The sequence below is a fragment of the Micromonospora sp. WMMC415 genome, assembly GCF_009707425.1.
Lineage (GTDB): Bacteria > Actinomycetota > Actinomycetes > Mycobacteriales > Micromonosporaceae > Micromonospora.
Genome location: NZ_CP046104.1, coordinates 6,137,221 through 6,159,955, shown reverse-complemented (window position 1 = coordinate 6,159,955; position 22,735 = coordinate 6,137,221). Strand labels below are relative to the sequence as shown.

The 22,735-nt window shown below is 74.8% G+C and carries 20 protein-coding genes; 11 read left to right on the top strand and 9 right to left on the bottom strand.

The genetic code is table 11. The annotated features are described in order from the left end of the window. Nucleotides 1-361: 361 nt before the first annotated feature. The 4 genes from GKC29_RS28830 to GKC29_RS28815 are packed head-to-tail and all read right to left on the bottom strand — an operon-like array spanning nucleotide 362 to nucleotide 6,238. Nucleotides 362-1,615 carry an MFS transporter gene (locus GKC29_RS28830; protein WP_155333804.1) on the bottom strand — a complete coding sequence of 418 codons (1,254 nt, stop codon included), beginning with the start codon at nucleotides 1,613-1,615 and terminating at the stop codon, nucleotides 362-364. 40 nt (nucleotides 1,616-1,655) lie between these two features. Then, nucleotides 1,656-2,237, bottom strand: coding sequence for an isochorismatase family protein (locus GKC29_RS28825; protein ID WP_155333803.1), 582 nt, complete (start codon nucleotides 2,235-2,237; stop codon nucleotides 1,656-1,658). A 19-nt stretch (nucleotides 2,238-2,256) separates the two neighbouring features. Continuing rightward, nucleotides 2,257-3,543, bottom strand: a complete 1,287-nt coding sequence (locus tag GKC29_RS28820; protein ID WP_155333802.1) for a nicotinate phosphoribosyltransferase — start codon at nucleotides 3,541-3,543, stop codon at nucleotides 2,257-2,259. Between the two features lie 4 nt (nucleotides 3,544-3,547). Then, a complete protein-coding gene (locus GKC29_RS28815; protein WP_155333801.1) occupies nucleotides 3,548-6,238 on the bottom strand; it encodes a LuxR family transcriptional regulator in 2,691 nt (896 codons plus the stop codon). 199 nt (nucleotides 6,239-6,437) lie between these two features. Here GKC29_RS28815 and GKC29_RS28810 point away from each other — a divergent pair, with 199 nt between their 5' ends. The 11 genes from GKC29_RS28810 to rdgB all read left to right on the top strand — a co-directional run bounded on the left by GKC29_RS28810 (nucleotide 6,438) and on the right by rdgB (nucleotide 15,758). Beyond that, nucleotides 6,438-7,994, top strand: a complete 1,557-nt coding sequence (locus GKC29_RS28810) for a hypothetical protein (RefSeq protein WP_230688849.1) — start codon at nucleotides 6,438-6,440, stop codon at nucleotides 7,992-7,994. A gap of 115 nt (nucleotides 7,995-8,109) precedes the next feature. After that, nucleotides 8,110-8,400 (top strand): ATP-dependent Clp protease adapter ClpS, encoded by a 291-nt coding sequence (gene clpS / locus GKC29_RS28805; RefSeq protein ID WP_155333799.1) that lies wholly within the window; start codon nucleotides 8,110-8,112, stop codon nucleotides 8,398-8,400. Between the two features lie 2 nt (nucleotides 8,401-8,402). After that, nucleotides 8,403-8,897, top strand: a complete 495-nt coding sequence (locus GKC29_RS28800; RefSeq protein WP_196255962.1) for a DUF2017 domain-containing protein — start codon at nucleotides 8,403-8,405, stop codon at nucleotides 8,895-8,897. A gap of 55 nt (nucleotides 8,898-8,952) precedes the next feature. Further along, a complete protein-coding gene (locus GKC29_RS28795) occupies nucleotides 8,953-9,441 on the top strand; it encodes a Mov34/MPN/PAD-1 family protein (RefSeq protein ID WP_155333797.1) in 489 nt (162 codons plus the stop codon). 69 nt (nucleotides 9,442-9,510) lie between these two features. After that, on the top strand, nucleotides 9,511-9,909 hold the full coding sequence (locus GKC29_RS28790; RefSeq protein ID WP_155333796.1) for a MoaD family protein: 399 nt from the start codon (nucleotides 9,511-9,513) through the stop codon (nucleotides 9,907-9,909). Between the two features lie 11 nt (nucleotides 9,910-9,920). Next, the gene (locus GKC29_RS28785) at nucleotides 9,921-10,886 is read left to right on the top strand and encodes a PLP-dependent cysteine synthase family protein (protein ID WP_155333795.1); all 966 of its coding nucleotides are present in this window, start codon (nucleotides 9,921-9,923) and stop codon (nucleotides 10,884-10,886) included. Between the two features lie 266 nt (nucleotides 10,887-11,152). Beyond that, the gene (locus GKC29_RS28780) at nucleotides 11,153-11,899 is read left to right on the top strand and encodes an MBL fold metallo-hydrolase (RefSeq protein ID WP_155333794.1); all 747 of its coding nucleotides are present in this window, start codon (nucleotides 11,153-11,155) and stop codon (nucleotides 11,897-11,899) included. 92 nt (nucleotides 11,900-11,991) lie between these two features. Then, nucleotides 11,992-13,137 carry a glycosyltransferase family 1 protein gene (locus GKC29_RS28775; RefSeq protein ID WP_155333793.1) on the top strand — a complete coding sequence of 382 codons (1,146 nt, stop codon included), beginning with the start codon at nucleotides 11,992-11,994 and terminating at the stop codon, nucleotides 13,135-13,137. A gap of 52 nt (nucleotides 13,138-13,189) precedes the next feature. Beyond that, nucleotides 13,190-14,308, top strand: a complete 1,119-nt coding sequence (locus GKC29_RS28770) for a glycosyltransferase (protein WP_196255961.1) — start codon at nucleotides 13,190-13,192, stop codon at nucleotides 14,306-14,308. 57 nt (nucleotides 14,309-14,365) lie between these two features. Then, nucleotides 14,366-15,091 carry a ribonuclease PH gene (gene rph / locus GKC29_RS28765; RefSeq protein ID WP_155333791.1) on the top strand — a complete coding sequence of 242 codons (726 nt, stop codon included), beginning with the start codon at nucleotides 14,366-14,368 and terminating at the stop codon, nucleotides 15,089-15,091. A 52-nt stretch (nucleotides 15,092-15,143) separates the two neighbouring features. Further along, a complete protein-coding gene (gene rdgB, locus GKC29_RS28760) occupies nucleotides 15,144-15,758 on the top strand; it encodes an RdgB/HAM1 family non-canonical purine NTP pyrophosphatase (RefSeq protein ID WP_155333790.1) in 615 nt (204 codons plus the stop codon). Between the two features lie 8 nt (nucleotides 15,759-15,766). Here rdgB and hutH read toward each other — a convergent pair whose 3' ends face one another. From hutH to hutU, 5 genes are read right to left on the bottom strand one after another with little or no spacing between them, the layout of a single operon-like run. Then, nucleotides 15,767-17,302, bottom strand: a complete 1,536-nt coding sequence (hutH, locus tag GKC29_RS28755) for a histidine ammonia-lyase (RefSeq protein WP_155333789.1) — start codon at nucleotides 17,300-17,302, stop codon at nucleotides 15,767-15,769. Continuing rightward, nucleotides 17,299-18,501, bottom strand: a complete 1,203-nt coding sequence (gene hutI / locus GKC29_RS28750; protein WP_155333788.1) for an imidazolonepropionase — start codon at nucleotides 18,499-18,501, stop codon at nucleotides 17,299-17,301. Before hutI ends, hutH begins: the two co-directional genes overlap by 4 nt. Beyond that, on the bottom strand, nucleotides 18,498-19,850 hold the full coding sequence (locus GKC29_RS28745) for a formimidoylglutamate deiminase (RefSeq protein ID WP_155333787.1): 1,353 nt from the start codon (nucleotides 19,848-19,850) through the stop codon (nucleotides 18,498-18,500). The genes hutI and GKC29_RS28745 overlap by 4 nt, the downstream gene beginning before the upstream one ends. Further along, a complete protein-coding gene (locus GKC29_RS28740; RefSeq protein WP_155333786.1) occupies nucleotides 19,847-21,061 on the bottom strand; it encodes an allantoate amidohydrolase in 1,215 nt (404 codons plus the stop codon). The genes GKC29_RS28745 and GKC29_RS28740 overlap by 4 nt, the downstream gene beginning before the upstream one ends. A gap of 11 nt (nucleotides 21,062-21,072) precedes the next feature. Next, nucleotides 21,073-22,722: a urocanate hydratase gene (gene hutU / locus GKC29_RS28735; protein WP_155333785.1), complete on the bottom strand. Its 1,650-nt coding sequence runs from the start codon at nucleotides 22,720-22,722 to the stop codon at nucleotides 21,073-21,075. Between the last annotated feature and the right edge of the window lie 13 nt (nucleotides 22,723-22,735).

Below are 22,735 nucleotides of genomic sequence, written 5' to 3'. Positions count from 1 at the left end.
TCGGCCGTGGTGACCGGCGCGCCGGCTACGGCAACCGGCACGGGTGACCCGGCCGGCGCGGGTGGCGGCGGTGCGTGCGAGCCAGGCTGGATCCACTCCATGCCGGCGGCATCGCGTGCTCTGGGACTGGACGACCCTGCGACGCCGGCGGCATGGAGTTGACCTTGCGGGCCGCCCCGGCCCGTTCAGCCCGGCCCGGCCAAGTCGGGCCAGCCCGGCCAGGTCTACCCGCGGCCCGGCCCGGCCTCGGCTCGGCCCCAGCGCCGGCCCGGCCTCGGCTCGGCCCCAGCGCCGGCCCGGCCTCGGCTCGGGCCGGCTGGGTCGGCGGGGCCGGGTGCGGTCGGGTCGAGGTCGGGATGCTCTAGGCGGCGGGTGCGAGTTCGGGCTCGGGCTCGGGCTCGGGGGCCAGCTCCACAGCCGGCACGGCCCGGCGGCGGCGCAGCTCGACCGGGAGCACGGCCAGGGCGACCAGCGCGCCGATCGCGCCGGTGACCGCGAAGCCCCAGGCGGGCGCGGACGCGTCGATGACCGCCCCGGCCAGCGGGGCACCGACCGCGATGCCGATCGTGATGGCCGAACCGTGCAGGCCCATCGCCTCGCCGCGGGCCTCGGCGGGTGCCAGCCGGCTGACCTCGTCGGAGGTGGCGGCGATGGTCGGCGCGCAGAGCAGGCCGGCCGGGACCAGCGCCAGGCAGAGCAGCCACCAGTGGGAGCCGCCCAGCCCCACCGGGATCGTGGCGACGCTGAGCGCCGCCATCAGCACGAGCGGGGACCAGGAGCGGGTGACCGCCCCGTACGCGAAGCCGCCGACCAGCGAGGCGGCCGCCCACATGGCGAGCACCACCCCGGTGTAGCCGACCTCGCCGCCGTCCCGCAGCACCGCGATCACGGCCACGTCGGTGCCGCCCAGCACGAGGGTGGCGGCGGTGCTCGCGGCGAGCACGGCGAGCATCCGCGGGGTGAGCCATTCGCGCCGGGCCACCTTCCGCTGCGGCCCGACCGGCTCACCGGCGCCGCGTACCGGAGGGTTGAGCAGCCAGAGCCCGGCGCCGGCGGCGACGATGCCGGCGCCGACCAGGTAGAGGGTCGTCCGGGCGGAGATGGCGGTGACGGCGACCGTGGCGAGCGCGGGGCCGACCATGAACGACAGCTCCACGGACATCGAGTCGAGCGCGTACGCGGGGCGGCGCCGGGCCGGCGGGACCATGGCCGCGATGGACTGCCGGATCACCGAGAAGATCGGCAGCGCCAGTGAGCCGGCGAGGAAGGCGGCCGGCAGGAGCAGCGCGTACGACAGCATCGGCGCCGTGGACCAGAAGACCGCCTCGGCGACGCCGGTCAGCACGAGCACCGGGCGCAGGCCCCGCCGGTCCACCAGACGGCCGAGCAGCGGGCCGCCGATGGCCGCGCCGACGGTGATCGCGGCACCGACCAGCCCGGCGGCGCCGTACCCCCGGCCGAGGTCCTCGACGACGAAGAAGGTGAGTGTCACCCCGGTCGCGGTGAGCGGGACCCGGGCGAGGACCGCCACCAGCAGCAGCGACCGGAGACCGGGCAGGGCGAGTGCCTCCCGGTAAGCCTTGATGTTCACGACGGTCCGTACCTCCGCGGACATCCTCAGCCGGGGGTACGACAACCGCCAAAGATTTACCGGGTCATGCGGCCCTGATCACAGGCTTTCCCCGGGTGGTGATCCCCGCGCCCTCGAACGCGCGGAGCGCCACGTCGGTCGTGTCCGGGGCGACACCGGCGGTCAGGTCCAGCAGCACGGTGGTGTCGAACCCCTCCTCGAAGGCGTCCAGGGCGGTGGCGCGGACGCAGTGGTCGGTGGCGATGCCGACGATCTCCACCTGGTCGACGTCGTGCCGTCGCAGCCAGTCGGCGAGGCACTCGCCGCCGTCGGTGTGCCCCTCGAAGCCCGAGTACGCGGCCGCGTGCTCGCCCTTGTGGAAGATCGCCGCTATCCGGTCGGTGGCCAGGTCGGGGTGGAACTCCGAGCCGGGGGTGCCCACCACGCAGTGCCGGGGCCACGAGTCGACGAAGTCCGGCGGATCGCCGAAGTGGGGGCCCGGGTCGACGTGGTAGTCCTTCGTGGCGACCACGTGGTCCCAGCGGCCCGGATCGGCGGCGAGCAGCCGGCTGACGCCGGCCGCGACGGCGGCGCCGCCACCGACGGCCAGCGAGCCGCCCTCGCAGAAGTCGTTCTGCACGTCCACGATGATCAACGCCTTGCCCATGTGACGTCCCTCCAGAGACTCAGTCCGCCGGAACGACGGTGACCGGGATGGCCGGGTCACCCGCCGAAAGCTTCAACCCCTCCCAGGGAATCGAGATCAGGCACTGCCGCAGGTGTTCCCGGGACTCGTCCAGCGTCGGCTGGTCGACCGGCTCCCCGCCCACCACGTACGACCGCTGGAGCAGCCGGTCGTGCGGCCGTCGGTCCGGCACGCCCTGCGGCACGATCACCTCCTCGGTGGCGGTGCCCGTCGGCTTGTGCCGGCGCACCGCCACCTTGCGTCCCCCGATGGTGGCCTTCTGCTCGGAACGCTTGACCACCGGGCGGCCGTCGACCTCGACGAGCTTGTAGACGAGGCCGGCCGTGGGGGCGCCGGAGCCGGTGACCACGGCGGTGCCGGCCCCGTACATGTCCACCGGTTCCGCGGCGAGCGCGGCGATGGCGTACTCGTCGAGGTCGCCGGACACGATGATCTTCGTCTCGGTGGCGCCGAGCGAGTCGAGCAGCTCGCGGGACTGCTGCGCCATCACGGCCAGGTCGCCGGAGTCGATCCGGACGGCGCGCAGGTCCGGCCCGGCCACCGCGATGGCGTTGCGGATGCCCTGGCTGATGTCGTACGTGTCGACCAACAGCGTGGTGTCCTTGCCCAGCGTGGCCACCTGCGAGGCGAACGCCGCCCGCTCGTCGTCGTGCAGCAGGGTGAACGCGTGCGCGGCGGTGCCCGCGGTGGGGATCCCGTAGCGCTGCCCGGCCGCCAGGTTGGAGGTGAACCGGAACCCGGCCAGGTACGCCGCCCGCGCCGCCGCGACGGCCGCCTCCTCGTGCGCCCGGCGGGAGCCCATCTCGATGAGGGTGCGCCCGCGGGCCGCGGTGACCATCCGCGCGGCCGCTGCGGCGACGGCGCAGTCGTGGTTGAGCACCGACAGGACCAGCGTCTCCAGCACCACGCACTCGGCGAAGGTGCCCGAGACGGTGAGGATCGGCGAGCCGGGGAAGGACAGCTCACCCTCGGCGTACCCGTCGACGTCGCCGGTGAAGCGGTAGTTGGTGAGCCACCGCGCCGCGGCCTCGTCCACGACGCCGGTGCGCCGCAGGAAGTCGACCTCGTCGGCGTCGAAGCGGAAGTCGCGGATCATCTCGACCAGCCGGCCCGTCCCGGCGACCACGCCGTAGCGGCGGCCCATCGGCAACCGGCGGTTGAACACCTCGAACACGCAGTGGCGGTCGGCGGTGCCGTCGCGCAGGGCGGCGCTGACCATCGTCAGCTCGTAGTGGTCGGTCAGCAGCGCGGGGCGAAGGGTGGTCACCGCCTCAGCCTAGAGTTTGGTCCGGGTGCCCGCCGTCGTGGCCCGGGATCGCCCGCAGCGCCGCCCCCAGCTCCGCCCGCCCGGTCACCCCGAGCTTGCTGTAGATGCGCTGGAGGTGGTTCTCCACGGTGCGCGCGGAGAGGTAGAGCTGCTGGGCGATGACGCGGCTGGTGGCGCCGGTGGCCGCGAGCCGGGCCACCTGCCACTCCCGGTGGCTCAGGGTCGGTGTACCGGCGCGCAGCGCGGGGGTGTCGACCTGGCCGCACCGCCCGAGCAGGGCGGCCAGCCGCTCCCGGGCGGTGCTGGCCGCGGGCGACCGCCGCTGCCGCAGGAGGTGCAGCGCCGTGGCGGTGGCCTCGGCGGCCCAGACGGTCAGGTCCAGCTCGGCGAAGGCCTCGGCGACGCCGAGCAGGTCCTCCGCGGCGCCGTCGGCCGCCGCCCGGGCGTGCCGGGCCAGCAGCGGCGGCAGCACCCCGTCGACCTGCTCGGACAGCTCGGCCAGGCGCTGGGCGACGGTGCGTCGGCTCCCGTCGGAGCAGGTCGGCCCGAGCGGTGCGGTGGCCTGGTCCAGGCGGACCAGGTCGTGGAGCGCGTGGACCTCGTGTCCGGCGAAGCCGTCGGCGCGGAGCCGCTCGGCCAGCTCCGCGAGGTGCTTGACGGCGCCGGGCAGGTCGCCGCCGGCCGCCAGGACCGCCCCGCGGGCCTGCTCCAGCCACGGGTAGAGCACCGCCATTCCCCGCGCGTGGGTGCGGTCGGCCTCCGCCATCGCCTCCGCGGCCTGCTCCGCGTCGCCGCGCAGCGCCGCGGCCTGGGCCCGCTCGGCCTGTGCCAGACCGGCGTAGACCCGGCTGGTGGCCAGGACCGCGCACGCGCCGAGGCTGGTCCGCAGCGCGGTGTCGGTCTCGCCGCGCAGCCGGGCCGCGTACGCCTGGAGGATCGCCAGGTAGCCGGTGCCGAGTCGGAAGTCCCCGGCGCCGGCCAGGTCGGCGAACTCGTCGGCCACGATGGCGTCGATGCCGAGCAGGTCCCCGGCGAGCGCGAGCCGGGTGCCACGGGCCAGCTCCAGTGCGAGTTGCAGGTACGGCATGTCCGCCCGCCAGTGCCCGGCCGCCGCCTGGACCAGCTCGATGGCCACGGCGCTGCGGCGCAGCTGCCCCTGCGCGGTGTGCAGGTAGGCGATGGTGCACCGGGCCAGTTCCCGCGCGGCGACGCTGGCGGCGGGCCGGTCCAGCACGGTCTGCCCGAGCCGGAGCGCGGCGGCGGTGTCCATGAGTTGCAGTCGCATGATCGCCTCGAAGGCGAGGACGCGGGCCTGGGCGGCGGAGTCCTTCAGCTCGGCGCCGCGGGCGGCGAGTTCCTCCACGGTGGATTCCCGGCTGAGCCCCCAGTAGCTGACCATGCCGCGCACGGTGAGCCACCGGCTGCGCCGGTGGTCGTCGGCCAGGTCGGCCGCGACGGCGTCGAGCACCTCGATCGCCTCGTCCGGCCGGTCGGCGAACATGAGGATGGTGGCCAGCAGCTCCGCGGCGTCGAACCCTCCGCCGGTGTCGAGCGCCGCCCGGGCGAGCCGCGTCGCCAGCGGCACGTCGTAGCGGGTGAACGCCTGCACCGCGGCGCCGAGCAGCATCCGCTCGTCCTGCGCGGTGCCCGACTCCAGCCGCCAGACGGCGACCCGCAGCAGGTCGTCCCGGCGGCGGGTGCCGACCTCCTCGAGCAGTTGCGCGAGGCGGGCCTGCAGGCGGCGGGTGCGGCTGACCGGGCACTGCCGGCGCATCACCTCCCCGTACATCGGGTGGGCCAGGCGTACGTCGAGCCGCCGGTCGTCGCGGACCACGGTGATGAGGCCGCGTTCCTCGGCGGTCTCCACGTCGGCCGGTTCGACCGCCTGCCCGAGCAGCTGCAGGCCGAGCGGTTCGCCGAACGCGACCAGCTCGACCACCGCCCGGACGCCGGGAGTGAGCTGACCGATCCGGGTGTCGATCAGGTCGGTCAGGCTCGGCGCCAGCTCCAGCCGGCCGGTCCACGTCCACACCCCGTACGTGCTGGTCAGCTCCCCGGTGCCGGAGGCGGCGTGGACGAGTTCGCGGAGCAGCAGCGGGTTGCCGGCGGAGAGCCGCCAGAGCCGGTCGGCGGAGCCGGCGTCGACCGGACCGTCCAGGATCGCGGCGAGGAGCCCGGCGGTGTCGGCCGGGTCCATCGGGCTCAGCTCGGCGCGGTCGACCAGGTCGTCGGTCCACAGTGCGCGGATCGGCAGCGGGATCTGCTCGCCCTCGCGCAGGGTGCCGATGACGGTGGCGTTCTCGGATCGGGCGATGAGGTGCACCAGCGCTGCGGACGGCGGGTCCAGCAGGTGCGCGTCGTCGACGGCGAGCACGATGCGGCGGCCGGCCGCCTGCTGTTGCAGCACGTCCACGGCCCAGCGCAGGACACCGGCCGGTGACAGGCCCTGCGGCTGGTCGGCGGGGAGGACCTGGACCAGCCCGCCGAACGGGAGCGCGGCGGTGGTGGCGCTCGCCGCGACGTACCAGACCGCGTACCGGTCGCGGGGCAGCCCGTCCACGCACTCGCGGAGCAGCCGGCTCTTGCCGATGCCGGCGCTGCCGCTGATGAACAGCCCTCGCCCGTCGAGGCCTGTCACCGCCGACAACAGACGGTCGAGCTCGTGTCTGCGACCGACGAATCTCCACCGACTCATCCGCGCAGCATATCGACGTGATTCCGTATGCAACTAGTCCGTCACGCACCGAAGTTGAGTAACCTCGTCGTTACCGCTGAGTAGACCGGGTGTTCCGACTCGGTCCCGGGTCGCCCGTACTCTTCCGGCATCCGGTCAACTACCGGACAGTTCCGCGTGGCCGGCACCGCCGGTCACCAGCACTGGGAGGCCGCCTGTGATGCCGGGTCCGCTCCCCGCGGTCGACATGTCGGGCGATCCGGCCGGCGCCGCCGACCTGCCCCGCGGCCGGCCGCTGCCCAGCCGGAACGCGCCCGCGCCCGGTGCGGACGAGCCGCTGGCGGTGGTGGCCGCCGGTCCCGCCGGCGCGGGTCGGGTCGAGGTGCTCGCCACGCTGCTCCGGCTGGACCCCGCCATGCTCGCGGTCCCCGCCGGTAGTTGGCTGGTCGTCCGCCACGCGCAGGTTCCGAGTCGGGCCGCGTACGTGCCCGGCTACCGCCAGCCGCACTCGTACGGCGCCGACCGGCTGGCCGCCGGGCCGGCGCTCGCCCGACCGCCGCGCCGGGTCGAGCTGTCCGTGTCGGAGCCGCTGCTGAGGCACTTCGCCCTGGTCGACACCCCGGACACCGGCAGCCTCGGTGTGCCCGGTAACCGGGTGCTGCTGGACGCGGCGGGCCGCGCCGGCGCGGTGCTCTTCGTCATCGCCGCCGACCAGGCGTTCACCGCCGCCGAGCTGCATCTGCTGGCCGACCTCGCCGCCGCGCGGGTCGAGGTCTTCTTCGCCGTGACGCCCGGTGCGGGTGGCTGGTGCCCGCCCGACGGCGGGTCGACGACGGAGGACACGGGGGCGTCCGTCGGCACGGCCGACGCCGGGTCCACCGGGCCGTCGGCGGTCACCCCGGTGGACCCGGCCGCCGTGACCGTGGCGGCGCACCGGGCGGCCCTGCTCGCCGCGGTCCCCGACCTCGCCCGTGCCCGGTGGTTCCCGGTCAGCCCGGGCGGCGCCGACGACCTGCGTCGGGGGCTGGTGGGCTGGGCCGCCGACGAGGGGCTGCGAAGGGCGAGCGCCACGCCGCCGGTGCTGCCCGGGGCGCACGGCCGGGTGCCGGTGCTGCCCGAGCCCGGCCCGTGGTCCGACGAGCTGGACCGGCGGGCCCGCTCGGTCGCGCGGCGCATCCGCCAGCACCTGGCCCTGGAACTCGCGAACGTCCACCTGCGGGTGGTGCAGGAGATCGTCTTCGGGGTCGGCTGCACCGGCCTCCCGCACCTGCTCGACCGCGAGATGGAGGCCCTCTCGCTGCTGGCCACCGCGCAGTGCGACCAGGCCGTCCGCAACCTGGTCGACGAGGCGGCCGGGCGGGTGTTCGGCGCTCCGCTGGCACCGGGCGTCCGCCGGCGGATCGCCAACGCGGTCCGGTGGGGCCTGGCCGACCACCGCTCCGGCGAGGAACTGGAGCGGGTTCTCCTGGTGACCAGCACCGGTGGGGTGGCCGGCCTGACCGGCGCCGGCGCGATCGACGCAATGACCGGCTATTCCGGAGCCGCACGGGAGGACATTCTCCCGCCGGTGGCGGTGGCCCTCTCCGGTGGCTGCTGGCAGCACTGGCGCAGCCCCGGCAACAACGACCCGAACGCGGCGCGGGCGTGGGCCCAACGCGCGCTGCGGGAGGTCGAGCTGGAGCTGACCCGCGAGGTGTCCCGACGCTTCGAGGTGATCCGCCTCTCGCTGGACGCGGTGCTCTCCGATGCGGTCGACCACGGCATCCTGCTCGCCTGACGGGGGTGCCGACGCGTCGCGTCCGCGTGGCTCCGCAGGCGGTCACGGCGCCGATCCGGGACCGGCCGGCGTTCCGGTTCCTCGGTTCGCCGGATCCGGTGGCACGATGGGGGGCATGGCGGCTCCGCAGGTTGCACCGGTCGAGACGCCGGACACCGACGAGGTGCCGGCGCCCGACCGGCCGTGGGTGACGATCGTGTGGGACGACCCGGTCAACCTGATGACGTACGTGACCTGGGTCTTCCAGAAGCTCTTCGGGTACAGCCGGGAGAAGGCCGAGCAGCTCATGCTGGACGTGCACCACAAGGGCAAGGCGGTCGTCTCCAGCGGCGCCCGCGAGCGCATGGAGCACGACGCGTCGCAGCTGCACGCGTACGGTCTCTGGGCGACGGTGGATCGGGCGTGAGCATGTTCCGGCGCCAGGGCGACCGCTACGTCGCCATCTTCGCCGTGGACGAGGTCCGGGTGTTGCGCAAGGTCGCCTCCGAGGTGGTCGGGCTGCTCACCGACGGGTTCGACCACTCCGACCCGGTGGTCGGGCGGCTGTTCCCGGAGGTCTACCCGGAGGACGCCGCGGGGACGGCCGAGTTCCGCCGGTACACCGAGGGCGACCTGAAGACCGCGAAGATCGACCAGGCCGGCGCGATCCTCGCGGCGCTGCCCGACGAGGCGGGCGGCGAGGTGCGTCTCGACGCCGAGGCGGCCGAGGCGTGGCTGCGGGCGCTCAACGACGCCCGCCTGGCGATGGGCGTCCGGTTGGAGATCAAGGACGGCACCGACCTCGGCGCCGAGCTGGACGATGCGGTGGCCGAGGACCCGACGTCCAGCCGGGTGTTCCAACTGTCGGTCTACGCCTACCTGGGCTACCTCCAGGAATCCCTGCTCAACGCCCTGATCGACTGATTCGTGACCGCCGCCACCTCGCCGGGCCGCGCGGGCAGGCGTTAGGCTGGTCGGCGTGCTGAGCATCGACCGGTCGATCGTCGACGCGATCGTCGCCCACGCGCGTCGGGACCACCCCGACGAGGCGTGCGGCGTGGTCGCCGGCCCCGCCGGCAGCGACACCCCGGCCCGGCACATCCCGATGGAGAACGCCGCCCGCTCCATGACCTTCTACGAGTTCGACTCGATGGAGCAGTTGCGCGTGTGGCGGGAGATGGACGACCGGGACGAGGAGCCCGTCGTCATCTACCACTCGCACACCGCGACCGAGGCGTACCCGTCGCGTACCGACATCTCCTTCGCCGGCGAGCCCAATGCGCACTATCTGCTCGTCTCCACCCGTGAGCCCGACACCGAGGAGATCCGCTCCTTCCGGATCGTCGACGGCGTGGTCACCGAGGAGCCGGTCCGCATCTTGGAGCCGGGGGTGGACCCGCACGCCGTGCAGTCCTACATGTTCGGGCAGAGCCCGGCGACGGTCGACTACGAGTGTTCCGGCCGCTGAATCCAGCGCCGTAACACCCTGTCTCGTCCCGTCACCATTTCGGCACACCCGACCAAGGAGCACGACATCATGGCCATCGAGGTTCGCATCCCCACCATCCTGCGCAGCTACACCGGCGGCGCGAAGGTCGTCGAGGGCGCCGGCGACACGCTGGGCGACCTGCTCGCCGACCTGGACTCCCGGCACGCCGGCCTGAAGGCCCGGCTGGTCACCGAGACCGGCGCGCTGCACCGCTTCGTCAACGTCTACGTCAACGACGAGGACGTCCGTTTCCTCGGCTCGCTGGACGCCAAGCTCAACGACGGTGACAGCGTGACGATCCTGCCGGCCGTGGCGGGCGGCGCCTTCGGCTTCGCCGCCGCCGCGGCGATCGCGCAGCACGGTGCCGCCGCCGCGGCGATCGCGCAGCACGGTGCGGCGGCGGGCGCGTCGGCCGCGGCCCGGCGCGCCTCGGTCGCCGCCCGCTGAGGGCGGTCGTCATGGCGCGGTACGACAGCCTTCTCGACGCCTGTGGCGGCACGCCCCTGGTCGGGCTGCCCCGGTTGTCGCCGACGGTGCCCGACGGGGCACCGCCGGTGCGGTTGTGGGCCAAGCTGGAGGACCGGAACCCGACCGGCAGCATCAAGGACCGGGCGTCCCTGTTCATGGTCCGGGCGGCCGAGGAGGCCGGCCGGCTGCGGCCGGGCGACACCATCCTCGAACCGACCAGCGGCAACACCGGGATCTCGCTGGCCATGGTGGCGAAGCTGCGCGGGTACCGGCTGGTCTGCGTGATGCCGGAGAACGTGTCCACCGAACGGGTCCAGCTGCTGCGCATGTACGGGGCGGAGATCATCTTTTCGCCGGCGGCGGGTGGCTCCAACCAGGCGGTCGCCACCGCCAAGCAGATCGCCGCGGAGCATCCCGACTGGGTGATGCTGTACCAGTACGGCAACGAGGCGAACGCCCGTGCGCACTACGAGACCACGGGTCCCGAGCTGCTGCACGACCTGCCCACGATCACCCACTTCGTGGCCGGTCTGGGCACCACCGGCACGCTGATGGGCACCGGGCGCTACCTGCGCGAGAAGGTCGAGGGCATCCAGGTCGTCGCGGCCGAGCCGCGCTACGGCGAGCTGGTCTACGGACTGCGCAACATCGACGAGGGCTACGTCCCGGAGCTGTACGACGCGACCGTGCTCACCCGGCGCTTCTCCGTCGGGACGCGGGACGCGGTGCTGCGGACGCGCCAGCTGGTGGAGGTGGAGGGCATCTTCGCCGGGTTCTCGACCGGCGCGATCCTGCACGCCGCCCTGGCGGTGGCGCACGAGGCGGTCCGCGAGGGGCGCCGCGCCGACGTGGCCTTCGTGGTGGCCGACGGCGGCTGGAAGTACCTGTCGACCGGGGCGTACGGGGGCACCCTCGGGGACGCGGAGGACGCCCTGGAGGGCCAGCTCTGGGCCTGACCGGACGAGCAGCGCGGACGGGGCGCCGGCCGGTGCCGGGGCCCCCGCCGGGCCCGCGTGTGCACGGGGCGTGGTCGTGCCGGTCGGTCGCGTCGGGGCGGGCACCGGGAGCGGGTGTCACGTTCGTGACATCTTCCTGCGGATGATTCATGCGTTCGCGTACGCGAGCGTAGGCTGCGCAGCGTGGCGTACGCGTCGGTAGAGATCATGCTCCGCGGAGAGACGGCCGGCGCGGCAGCTACCCAGCGTGACAGCGAGACAACTCGATGCGACTGACCGTCCTGGGCTGCGCGGGGAGTTTTCCCGGCCCCGAGGCCCCCTGCTCGGCGTACCTGGTCGAGGCCGAGGGTTTCAAGCTCCTGGTGGACTTCGGGTCCGGGTCGCTGTCCACGCTCCAGCGGTACGCGGGGCTGCACGCCCCCGACGCCATCCTCCTCACCCACCTGCACTGCGACCACATCCTCGACGCCGCGTCGTACGTGGTCGTGCGCCGGTACGCCCCCGACGGCCCCTACCCACCGCTGCCGGTGTACGCCCCGGCCGGCGCGCCGGACCGGCTCGCCGCCGCGTACGGGCAGGAGGACGCCACCGTCGAGGACGTCTACCAGTTCTACGCCCTCCAGCCGGGGACCTTCCCGATCGGCCCGCTGACCGTCACCGTCGACCGGGTGAACCACCCGATCGAGACGTACGGGGTGCGGGTGGAGCACGGCGGGCGGGTCCTCTGCTACTCGTCGGACACGGCGCCGTGCGACGCCCTGCTGCGGCTGGCCCAGGACGCCGACGTGTTCCTCTGCGAGGCGAGCTACCTCGACGGCGTGGACAACCCACCGGACCTGCACCTCACCGGCCGGGAGGCGGGCGAGGCGGCCACCAAGGCGGGCGTCGGCCGACTGCTGCTGACCCACCTGGTGGCGGCCTGGGGCAGCGAGGCGCACACCGTCGCGTCCGCCGCCGCCGCGTACGCCGGCCCGCTCGAGGTCGTCCGGCCCGGCGCCAGCTACGAGGTCTGACGCCCACCCGCGCGGCGGCTCTTGCCGAACTGTTCGCCGGGCGGTCAATGTCCCGTCGTCTGGCGCACCCGTGGCACCCGCACGGTGAGGGCATGCGCATCGCCATCGTCACCGAGTCGTTCCCGCCGGACGTGAACGGTGTCGCACACTCGGTGGTCCGGGCGGCGGAACACCTCGTCGCCCGCGGCCACGAGCCGGTGGTCGTCGCGCCGGCGCCGCCCGGGTCGCACCGGCACGACACCGACCGGTACCCGTACCCGGTGGTCCGGATCCCGAGCGTGCCCCTGCCGCGCTACCAGGGCTTCCGGCTGGGCGTACCCACGCCGGCCCGGTTGGCCGGCGCGCTGCTCTCGTACGCCCCCGACGTCGTCCACCTGGCCAGTCCGTTCGTCCTCGGGGCGCGGGCCGCGGCACTGGCCGTGCGGCACGGCCTCCCGACCGTCGCCGTCTACCAGACCGACGTCGCCTCGTACGCCCGCGCGTACCGGGTCGGCTGGGGCGAGGCGGCGGCCTGGCGCCGGCTGCGGGAGATCCACAACTCCGTCAACCGCACGCTCGCGCCCTCCACCCGGGCCGCCGCCGACCTCATCGCGAACGGTGTGCAGCGGATCTGGCTGTGGCGTCGCGGCGTCGACGCCGAGCGGTTCCAGCCGGCGAAGCGGTGCGCGGACCTGCGGCGCACTCTCGCGCCCCACGGCGAACTGCTGGTCGGGTACGTCGGCCGGCTCGCCCCGGAGAAGCGGGTCGACCTGCTCGCGGCCACCGCCGCCCTGCCCGGCGTACGGGTCGTGGTGGCCGGGGACGGCCCGGCGCGGCGGCAACTGGAGAAGGCCCTGCCCGACGTGACGTTCCTCGGGGTGCGGCACGGCGACGACCTCGCCCGCCTGTACGCGAGCCTCGACGTCTTCGTGCACACCGGACCGCACGAGACCTTCGGCCAGACGATCCAGGAGGCGCTGGCCAGCGGCGTACCCGTGGTGGCCCCGGCGGCCGGCGGGCCGGTCGACCTGGTGGAGACGGGGGTGACCGGGACGCTGGTGCCGCCCGACGACACCGACGCGCTGGCCGGCGCCGTCGCGGCGCTCGCCGCTGACGGGTCGCGCCGGCTGGCGTACGGGCAGGCGGCCCGCGCGGCGGTGAGCCGCCGGAGCTGGACGGCGGTCGGGGACGAGCTGATCGGCCACTACCAGGCGGTGCGGGCGGGCGCGTCGGCGCTCGACCTGCCGGCGGCGTCGTGACCGGGCGACGTGCCGCCCGGTGGCGCGGCCGGACGGTGCCGTCGTGAGCGGCCTGCGGATCGTCCGGCTGGCGAACTTCGTCACCGGCCGCTCCGGCGGGCTCCGGACGGCGCTGCGCCACCTCGGCACGGGCTACCTGGCGGCCGGACACGACCCGGTGCTGGTGGTGCCGGGACGGCGGGACGCCGACGAGCGGCACCCGTGGGGGCGGGTGATCACCCTCGCCGGCCCTGAGGTGCCCCGGACCGGCGGGTACCGCCTGCTGACCGACCGCCGGCGGGTCGCCCGCGTGCTGGCCGGGCTGGGCCCGGACCGGCTGGAGGTGTCCGACCGCTCGACCCTCCGCTGGACCGGCGCGTGGGCGCGGGCGCACGGGGTGCCGTCGCTGATGGTCTCCCACGAGTCCCTCACCGGGCTGCTCGGCGAGTGGCGGGTGCCGCACGCGCTGCGGCGCCGGGCCGCCGACCGGCTCAACCGGGAGACCGCGGGGTCGTACGACCGGATCGTCTGCACCACCCGGTGGGCGGCCGAGGAGTTCGACCGGATCGCCGCGCCGGTCGAGCTGGTGCCGCTCGGGGTGGACCTGGACACGTTCCGGCCGGACCGGGCGGACGCGGCGCTGCGCGAGCGGTACGCGGACGCGACCGAGGTGCTGCTGGTGCACTGCGCACGGATGTCGGTGGAGAAAAGGCCGGAGCTGGCGGTGGACGCGCTCGCGGAGCTGTGCCGCGCCGGCGTGCCCGCCGTCCTGGTGATGGTGGGGGACGGGCCGCTGCGCCCGGCGCTGGCCCGGCGCGCCGAGGGGCTGCCGGTGGAGTTCACCGGCTTCCTACCCGACCGGGGGATGGTCGCGGCTCTGCTCGCCAGCGCCGACGTGGTGCTGGCACCCGGTCCGGTGGAGACGTTCGGCCTGGCCGGGCTGGAGGCGCTGGCCTGCGGCACCCCGGTCGTGGTGAACGCCGCCAGCGCCCTGCCGGAGGTGGTCGGCTCCGCCGGGCTCGCCGCGTACGGCTCGGCGGCGTCGCTGGCCGAGGCGGTGAACCGGCTGCTCGCCCGGCCGGCGGCGGAGCGGCGGCGGGCGGCGCGTGCCCGGGCCGAGGAGTTCGGCTGGCCGGCGTCGGTGGCCGGTTTCCTGCGGGTGCACGGCGCGCCCGTACCTGCCGCCGCCTGACGGCGGGTCGGGACACCCCGGGGCGCTTCGATCACGGCACCACATAGGGTGCAGGGCATGGCGCGACCTGACGGGCGGCTGCCCGACCAACTCCGACCGGTGACCCTGACCCGAGGCTGGAGCACACACCCGGAGGGTTCCGTGCTCGTGGAGTTCGGTGCCACCCGGGTGCTGTGCACCGCGAGCGTCACCGAGGGGGTGCCGCGCTGGCGCAAGGGCTCCGGGCTCGGCTGGGTCACCGCCGAGTACGCGATGCTGCCCCGCGCCACCAACACCCGGTCGGACCGGGAGAGCGTGAAGGGGAAGGTCGGTGGGCGGACGCACGAGATCTCCCGCCTGATCGGTCGCAGCCTGCGGGCGTCCATCGACCTCAAGGCGCTCGGCGAGAACTCCGTCGTGCTCGACTGCGACGTCCTCCAGGCCGACGGCGGCACCCGCACCGCCGCGATCACCGGCGCCTACGTGGCGCTGCACGACGCGGTCACCTGGCTCGGCGAGCGGAAGGCCCTCGCCGGCAAGCCGGAGAAGGTGATGCACCGGTCGGTGGCGGCGGTCAGTGTCGGCGTCATCGCCGGCGAGCCGCGGCTCGACCTCAACTACGACGAGGACGTGGCCGCCGAGGTCGACATGAACGTCGTCTGCACCGGCAGCGGCGAGTTCGTCGAGGTGCAGGGCACCGGTGAGGCGGGCGTGTTCGCCCGCGAGCAGCTGGACGCCCTGCTCGACCTGGCCGTCGCCGGCTGCGTGGAACTGGCCGAGGCCCAGCGGAAGGCACTCTCGTGAGCGCGAGGAGCGAGCTTGCGAGCCCCGCAGTCGCGAACAGAGGTGTTTCAGCATGAACAAGGTCCTGCTCGCCACCCGTAACCGCAAGAAGCTCACCGAGCTCCAGCGCATCCTCGACGGCGCGCTGGGCGCCCACCGGGTCGCCCTGCTCGGCCTCGACGACGTCGAGGAGTACCCGGAGCTGCCGGAGACCGGCCTCACCTTCGGCGAGAACGCGTTGATTAAGGCGCGGGAGGGCTGCCGCCGCACCGGCCTGCCGACGATCGCCGACGACTCGGGCCTGGCAGTGGACGCCCTCAACGGCATGCCGGGGGTCTTCAGCGCCCGCTGGGCCGGGCGGCACGGTGACGACCAGGCCAACCTCCAGCTGGTGCTGGACCAGATCGCCGACCTGCCGGACGAGCACCGGGCAGCCTCGTTCGTCTGCACGGTGGCCCTGGTGCTGCCCGGCGGCAAGGAGCACCTGGTCGACGGCCGGCAATCCGGCCGCCTGCTGCGGGCGCCCCGTGGCGACGGCGGCTTCGGCTACGACCCGATCTTCCTGGGCGACGGGCAGGACCGCACCAACGCCGAGCTGACGCCGGAGGAGAAGGACGCGATCAGCCACCGGGGCAAGGCGCTCCGCGAGCTGGCCAAGCTGGTCGCCAAGGTCCTCCCACCGGCCTGACGTCGCGGTCAGGCGAGGGCGCCGACCTCCCGCTCGATCGCGGCGCGCAGGTCGGGGCCGGCCACCACCGCGCGGGCCGCCTCCATCACCGGGGCGAGGAACACGTCCGGGCCCGGTTCGCCGGCGGCCCCGCCCAGCGCGGCGATCGCGGCCCGACCCGCCGGGGACGGCTCCAGCGGCGCCCGCAGCTGAAGTCCGCGCACCGCGGCGAGCAGTTCCACCGCGAGCAGGCTGGTCAGGTTGTCCAGGACCGTACGCAGCTTCTTCGTCGCCGCCCAGCCCATCGACACGTGGTCCTCCTGCATGCCACTGGTGGGCAGCGAGTCCACCGAGGCGGGCGCGGCGAGGCGGCGGTTCTCCGCGACGATCCCGGCGGCCGTGTACTGGGCGATCATCAGCCCGGAGTTCACCCCGGCGTCCGGGGAGAGGAACGCGGGCAGCTCCCGGGACCGGGTCACGTCGAGCAGCCGGTCCACCCGCCGCTCGGCGATCGCCCCGACCTCCGCCGCCGCGACCGCCAGGAAGTCCGCGGCGAAGCCCAGCGGCGCGCCGTGGAAGTTCCCGGTCGACTCGACCCGGCCGTCCGGCAGCACCACCGGGTTGTCCACGACCGAGACCAGTTCCCGGTCGGCCACCTGGCGGACGAAGTCGAGGGTGTCGCGGGCGGCGCCGGCGACCTGGGGAGCGCACCGCATCGAGTACGCGTCCTGCACGGCGTGCGCCAGGTCGTCGCGGTGCGAGTCCATCACCCCCGAGCTCTGGAGCAGCCGGTGGATGTTGGCCGCCGCGGCGGCCTGCCCCGGGTGCGGGCGGATGGCGTGCAGCTCCGGCAGGAAGGGCCGCTCCGAGCCGAGCATCGCCTCGATGGCCAGGGCGGCGGTGACGTCCGCCATGGTGAACAGGTGCGCGGCGTCGTGGATCGCCAGCAGCAGCATGCCCAGCATCCCGTCGGTGCCGTTGATCAGCGCCAGCCCCTCCTTGGCGGCCAGCTCGATCGGCGCCAGGCCGGCCCGGCGCAGGGCCTCGTCGGCGGGGACGCGCTCCCCCGACGGACCCAGCACCCACCCCTCCCCGAGCAGCACCAGGGCACAGTGGGCGAGGGGCGCCAGGTCACCGGAGGCGCCCAGCGAGCCGTGCTCCGGCACCCACGGCGTCACCTCGTGGTTGAGCAGGTCGACCAGCGCCTCGGCGACCAGCGGCCGGACGCCGGAACGGCCGAGCGCGAGGGAGCGTACGCGCAGCAGCATCATCGCCCGCACGACCTCGCGCGGCATCGGCGCGCCGACACCGGCGGCGTGCGAGCGGATCAGCGCGTGCTGGAGTTCGGCGCGGCGCTCGGGCGCGACGAAGGTGTTGGCGAGCGCCCCGAAGCCGGTGCTGACGCCGTAGACCGGCCGGCCGGCGGCCTCGATGCCGTCCACGATGGACCGGCTGGTGGCCATCGCGTCGATCGCCGCCGGGTCGAGGACGACCTTGGCGGTGCCGCGGGCCACGGCGAGCACGTCGGCGGGGGAGACCCCGGTGGGCTGGATGACTACGGTCATAGCGGTACTCCGTTGTGCAGGACCTGGCGGATCAGTGGGACTCCCGGCCGGTAGGCCAGGTGCAGATGGGACGGGGCGTCGAGGATCATCAGGTCGGCCCGCGCGCCGGGCCGCAACCGCCCGATGTCGTCGCGGCGCAGCGCCCGCGCGCCGCCGGCGGTCGCGGCCCAGACCGCCTCCGCCGGGGTCATCCGCATCTCGCGTACGGCGAGGGCGATGCAGAACGGCATCGACGACGTGTACGACGACCCGGGGTTGCAGTCCGTGGCGAGTGCGACGGTGACACCGGCGTCGAGCAGCCGACGGGCGTCCGGGTAGGGCGACCGGGTGGAGAACTCGGCCCCGGGCAGCAGGGTGGCCACGGTGGTCGTGTGCCCGCCCTCGGCGCACATGCAGTCGGACCGCGTCGACGCCAGCGCGTCGACGTCGGCGTCGGTGAGGTGGGTGCAGTGGTCGACGCTGGCAGCGCCCAGCTCGACGCCGAGCCGCACACCGGGCCCGGGACCGAGTTGGTTGGCGTGCACCCGCACACCGAGCCCGACCGCCTGCCCGCAGGCGAGGATCGCCCGGGCGTGGTCCACGTCGAAGGCGCCCCGCTCGCAGAAGACGTCGATCCAGCGGGCGTACGGTGCCGCGGCGGCGAGCATCGGCCCGCAGACCAGGCCCACGTAGTCGTCGGGGCGGTCGGCGTACTCGGCTGGGACGACGTGCGCCCCGAGGAACGTGGTCTCCCCGCTCACCTCGGCGGCGATCCGCAGGGAGCGGGCCTCGTCGGCGACGGTCAGGCCGTACCCGCTCTTGATCTCGATGGTGGTGGTGCCCTGCCGCAGCGCCTCGCCGCGCAGCCGGCGTACGGTGGCCCGCAGCTCGTCGTCGGAGGCGGCGCGGGTCGCGCCGACGGTGGTGCGGATGCCGCCCCCGGTGTACGGTTCGCCGGCCATCCGGGCGGCGAACTCGGCGGCCCGGTCGCCGGCGAAGACCAGGTGGGCGTGGCTGTCCACGAAGCCGGGCAGGACGGCCGCCCCCTCGGCGTCGATCCGCCGGTCGGCGGCCGGCGCGTCTCGGGCCGGCCCGATCCAGGCCACCAGGCCGTCCTCGACCAGCAGCGCGGCATTCCGGCGGAGGCCGAGCGCCCCGGCGCCGCCCTCGGAGTTGTTGGTGACCAGCTCCCCGATGTTGTCGACCAGCAGGCTGCTCACGAGGTCACCTCCGCGATGGCGGTGCGCAGTTCGGTGGGGACGTCCACGGTCAGGTGCCGGCCGTCGCGCACCACCACCCGGCCGTCCACCACGACCTGGGTGACGTCCGCGGCGCTCGCCGCGAAGAACGCCCCCACCGGCGGTACGCCGGCGGTGCGGGCGCTGTCCAGTCGCACGGTGACCAGGTCGGCCCGGTCCCCGATGGACAGCCGCCCGGCGTCGCCCCAGCCGAGCGCGGCGTGCCCGGCGACGGTGGCGGCGGTGACCAGGTCGGCGGCGGCGAAGTGACCCCGCTTGCGGGTGCGCAGCCGTTCGTCCAGCTCCACGGCGCGCGCCTCCTCGAAGAGGTCGACCACGGCGTGGCTGTCGCTGCCGAGGCTGAGTGGGCTGCCCGCGTCGGCCATCCGGTGTGCCGGCCCGATCCCGTCGGCGAGGTCCCGTTCGGTGGTGGGGCAGAGGCAGATCCCGGTCCCGCTGTCCCCGAGCAGCGTGACGTCGGCGCTGGTGGGATGCGTGGCGTGCACGGCGGTCGTGTGCCGGCCGAGGACCCCGCGGTCGGCGAGGAGGCGGGTCGGTGAGCAGCCGTGGACGGCCCGGCAGGCGTCGTTCTCGGCGGGCTGCTCGGAGAGGTGCACGTGCAGCGGCGCGCCCCGGCGGTCCGCCCAGCCGGCCACGGTGGCCAGCTGGTCGGCCGGCACCGCGCGGACCGAGTGGATCGCCGCGCCGACCCGCGCGTGCGTGTTGTCCGGCGTGAACGCGTCCACCCGCTGCGCCCAGCGCAGCGCGTCGCCGTCGCCGAACCGCCGCTGCGGGCCGACCAGCGGCTGCCCGTCCACCGTCGCGGTCAGGTACGCGGTGTCCAGGAGGGTGAGCCGGATGCCGGCGTGCGCGGCCGCCTCGACCAGCGCCGCACCCATCGCGTTCGGATCGTCGTAGGGCTCGCCGCCCGGCCCGTGGTGCAGGTAGTGGAACTCGCCGACGCAGGTGATCCCGGCAAGCGCCATCTCGGCGTAGACGGCCCGGGCCAGGGCCAGGTACGAGTCGGGGTCCAGCCGGGCCGCGACCGTGTACATGACGTCGCGCCAGGTCCAGAAGTCGCCGCGCCCGCCGTGCGTCCGCCCGCGCAGGGCCCGGTGGAAGGCGTGCGAGTGGGCGTTGGCCAGGCCGGGCAGGGTGAGCCCGGGCAGCCGTACCGCGTCGGTCAGGACCTCGACCCCGGCCGTCGGCCGGCCTCCGGCGGTCAGCGGGGTGACCCCGGTGATCCGCCCGCCGTCGGTCTCGATCAGCACGTCGGGCGTCGGCTCGGCGTGGTCCGGCAGCCAGGCGTACTCGGCGAGCCACCGGGTCATGTCAGCTCCTCCAGCACCCGCGCGAGGGCGGTCACGCCGGCGGCGCAGTCGTCGTCGGCGGCCGACTCGGCGGGGGAGTGCGAGATCCCGGTCGGGTTGCGCACGAAGAGCATCGCCGTCGGCAGGTGCCCGGCGAGCACACCCGCGTCGTGGCCCGCTCCGGTCGGCAGCACCGGCGCGTCGAGCAGCGTCGCGAGCCGGCCGGCCAGCCCGCCGTCGAACGCGACCAGCGGTGTCGCCGACTCCTCGGTCAGCGCCACCTCGGTGCCGTCGCGCCGGGCCCGCTCGGCGGCCTTGCCGTGGACGGCCTCCACCAGCCCGGCGAGGGTTTCCGGCTCCGCCGCACGGGCGTCCAGCCAGCCGGTCACCTTCGACGGGATCGCGTTGGTGGCGTTCGGCTCGACGGACACCCGGCCCACGGTGGCGTGGGCGCCGCGCAGCCGGGCCTCCTTGTTGGCGGCGAGGACCGTGAACGCGTACGTGAGCATGGGGTCGCGGCGGTCGCCCATCCGGGTCGTACCCGCGTGGTTGCCCTCGCCGGTGAAGTCGAAGCGCCAGCGGCCGTGCGGCCAGATCGCGCTGGCGACCGCGACCGGCGCGTCCTGGTCGACCAGCGCGCGGCCCTGCTCGACGTGCAGCTCGACGAACGCCGCGAACCGGCCGAGCAGCTCCGGCCGGGCGCCCGCCGGTCGGGCGCCCAACGCCTCGGCGAAGCTCACCCCGGCCGCGTCCCGCAGGCCGGCCGCGCGGTCGGCCGCCAGCGCCCCGGTGAGCAGCCGCGACCCCAGGCAGGGTACGCCGAACCGCGCCCCCTCCTCCTCGACGAACGCCGCCACGGCGACCGGCCGGGTGGGTGTGACGCCCGCCGCGCGCAGTTCGTCCACCGCGAGGAAGGCGCTGACGATGCCGAGCGGGCCGTCGTACGCCCCGCCGTGCGGCACCGAGTCGAAGTGGCTCCCGGTCAGCACCGCGTCCCCGGCCTCCGGGTCGCCCCACCAGGCGAACAGGTTGCCGTTGCCGTCCTCGGTCACCGGCATGCGGCGCCGCTCGGCCTGCCCGCGGAACCACTCCCGCAGGCGCAGTTCCGGCTCGGTGAGCGCGTACCGCAGGTACCCGCCGCTGCCGGCGTCCCGCCCGATCGGCGCGATCTCGTCCCACAGCTCGCGGAACCGGTTTGGAAGGGACCCTTTCACTACCGGATGCGTTAACAAGGGGCCCTTCCTTACGCCTCGGTCATCGGTACGCGTACGCCGGTGCGGGTGGCGACCTCGCGCGCGTCGTCGTAGCCGGCGTCGACGTGACGGATGACGCCCATCGCGGGGTCGTTGGTGAGCACCCGCTCGATCTTCTGCCCGGCGAGCGCGGTGCCGTCGGCGACGCAGACCTGCCCGGCGTGGATGGACCGGCCGATCCCGACGCCGCCGCCGTGGTGGATGGACACCCAGGACGCGCCGCTGGCGGTGTTGACCAGTGCGTTGAGCAGCGGCCAGTCGGCGATCGCGTCGGAGCCGTCGGCCATCGCCTCGGTCTCCCGGTACGGGCTGGCGACGCTGCCGCAGTCCAGGTGGTCCCGGCCGATCACCACCGGCGCGGACAGCTCACCGGAGGCGACCATCTCGTTGAACCGCACACCGGCCTTGTCCCGCTCGCCGTAGCCGAGCCAGCAGATCCGGGCCGGCAGGCCCTGGAAGGCGACCCGCTCGCCGGCCATCCGGATCCACCGCGCGAGGGACTCGTTCTTCGGGAACAGGTCGAGGATCGCCCGGTCGGTGGCGGCGATGTCGGCGGGGTCGCCGGAGAGCGCGGCCCACCGGAACGGGCCCTTGCCCTCGCAGAACAGCGGCCGGATGTACGCGGGCACGAAACCGGGGAAGTCGAACGCCCGCTCGTAGCCGCCGAGCTTCGCCTCGCCCCGGATCGAGTTGCCGTAGTCGAAGACCTCGGCGCCCGCGTCGAGGAAACCGACCATCGCCTCGACGTGCTTCGCCATCGACGCCCGGGCCCGGTCGGTGAACTCGGCGGGCTTGGCCGCCGCGTAGTCGCGGGCGTCGGCCAGCTCGACGCCCTCCGGCAGGTACGACAGCGGGTCGTGGGCGCTGGTCTGGTCGGTGACGATGTCGATCGCGACGCCGCGCCGGAGCAGTTCCGGGAAGACGGTGGCGGCGTTGCCGACCACGCCGACGCTCAGGGCCCGGCGGTCCCGCTTCGCGGCCAGCACCCGCTCCACGGCGTCGTCGAGGGAGTCCGCGATCTCGTCCAGGTAGCGGTCGTGCACGCGCCGCTCCAGCCGGGTGCGGTCCACGTCGACGATCAGGCAGACGCCGCCGTTCATGGTGACGGCGAGGGGCTGCGCCCCGCCCATCCCGCCGCAGCCGCCGGTCAGCGTCAGCGTCCCGGCCAGCGACCCGGCGAACCGCTTGGCCGCCACCGCGGCGAACGTCTCGTACGTGCCCTGGAGGATGCCCTGCGTGCCGATGTAGATCCAGGACCCGGCGGTCATCTGCCCGTACATGGTCAGGCCGAGCTGTTCGAGGCGGCGGAACTCCGGCCAGGTCGCCCAGTCGCCCACCAGGTTCGAGTTGGCCAGCAGCACCCGCGGCGCCCACTCGTGGGTGCGCATGACCCCGACCGGCCGGCCGGACTGCACCAGCATCGTCTCGTCGTCGCGCAGGTCGGTGAGTGTCCGCACCAGGGCGTGGTACGACGGCCAGTCCCGCGCGGCCTTCCCGGTGCCCCCGTAGACCACCAGGTCCTCGGGGCGCTCGGCCACCTCGGGGTCGAGGTTGTTCATCAGCATCCGCAGCGCGGCCTCCTGCGGCCAACCACGGGCGGTGCGTTCGGTGCCGCGCGCGGCGCGGACGGGCTGCGTCATGGGGAACCTCCTC

Coding starts and splice junctions, on each gene's coding strand:
- GKC29_RS28830 (WP_155333804.1), bottom strand. CDS start 1,615: ATGTCCGCGGAGGTACGGACCGTCGTGAACATCAAGGCTTACCGGGAG.
- GKC29_RS28825 (WP_155333803.1), bottom strand. CDS start 2,237: ATGGGCAAGGCGTTGATCATCGTGGACGTGCAGAACGACTTCTGCGAG.
- GKC29_RS28815 (WP_155333801.1), bottom strand. CDS start 6,238: ATGAGTCGGTGGAGATTCGTCGGTCGCAGACACGAGCTCGACCGTCTG.
- GKC29_RS28810 (WP_230688849.1), top strand. CDS start 6,438: ATGCCGGGTCCGCTCCCCGCGGTCGACATGTCGGGCGATCCGGCCGGC.
- clpS (WP_155333799.1), top strand. CDS start 8,110: ATGGCGGCTCCGCAGGTTGCACCGGTCGAGACGCCGGACACCGACGAG.
- GKC29_RS28800 (WP_196255962.1), top strand. CDS start 8,403: ATGTTCCGGCGCCAGGGCGACCGCTACGTCGCCATCTTCGCCGTGGAC.
- GKC29_RS28790 (WP_155333796.1), top strand. CDS start 9,511: ATGGCCATCGAGGTTCGCATCCCCACCATCCTGCGCAGCTACACCGGC.
- GKC29_RS28785 (WP_155333795.1), top strand. CDS start 9,921: ATGGCGCGGTACGACAGCCTTCTCGACGCCTGTGGCGGCACGCCCCTG.
- GKC29_RS28780 (WP_155333794.1), top strand. CDS start 11,153: ATGCGACTGACCGTCCTGGGCTGCGCGGGGAGTTTTCCCGGCCCCGAG.
- GKC29_RS28775 (WP_155333793.1), top strand. CDS start 11,992: ATGCGCATCGCCATCGTCACCGAGTCGTTCCCGCCGGACGTGAACGGT.
- rph (WP_155333791.1), top strand. CDS start 14,366: ATGGCGCGACCTGACGGGCGGCTGCCCGACCAACTCCGACCGGTGACC.
- rdgB (WP_155333790.1), top strand. CDS start 15,144: ATGAACAAGGTCCTGCTCGCCACCCGTAACCGCAAGAAGCTCACCGAG.
- hutH (WP_155333789.1), bottom strand. CDS start 17,302: ATGACCGTAGTCATCCAGCCCACCGGGGTCTCCCCCGCCGACGTGCTC.
- GKC29_RS28745 (WP_155333787.1), bottom strand. CDS start 19,850: ATGACCCGGTGGCTCGCCGAGTACGCCTGGCTGCCGGACCACGCCGAG.
- hutU (WP_155333785.1), bottom strand. CDS start 22,722: ATGACGCAGCCCGTCCGCGCCGCGCGCGGCACCGAACGCACCGCCCGT.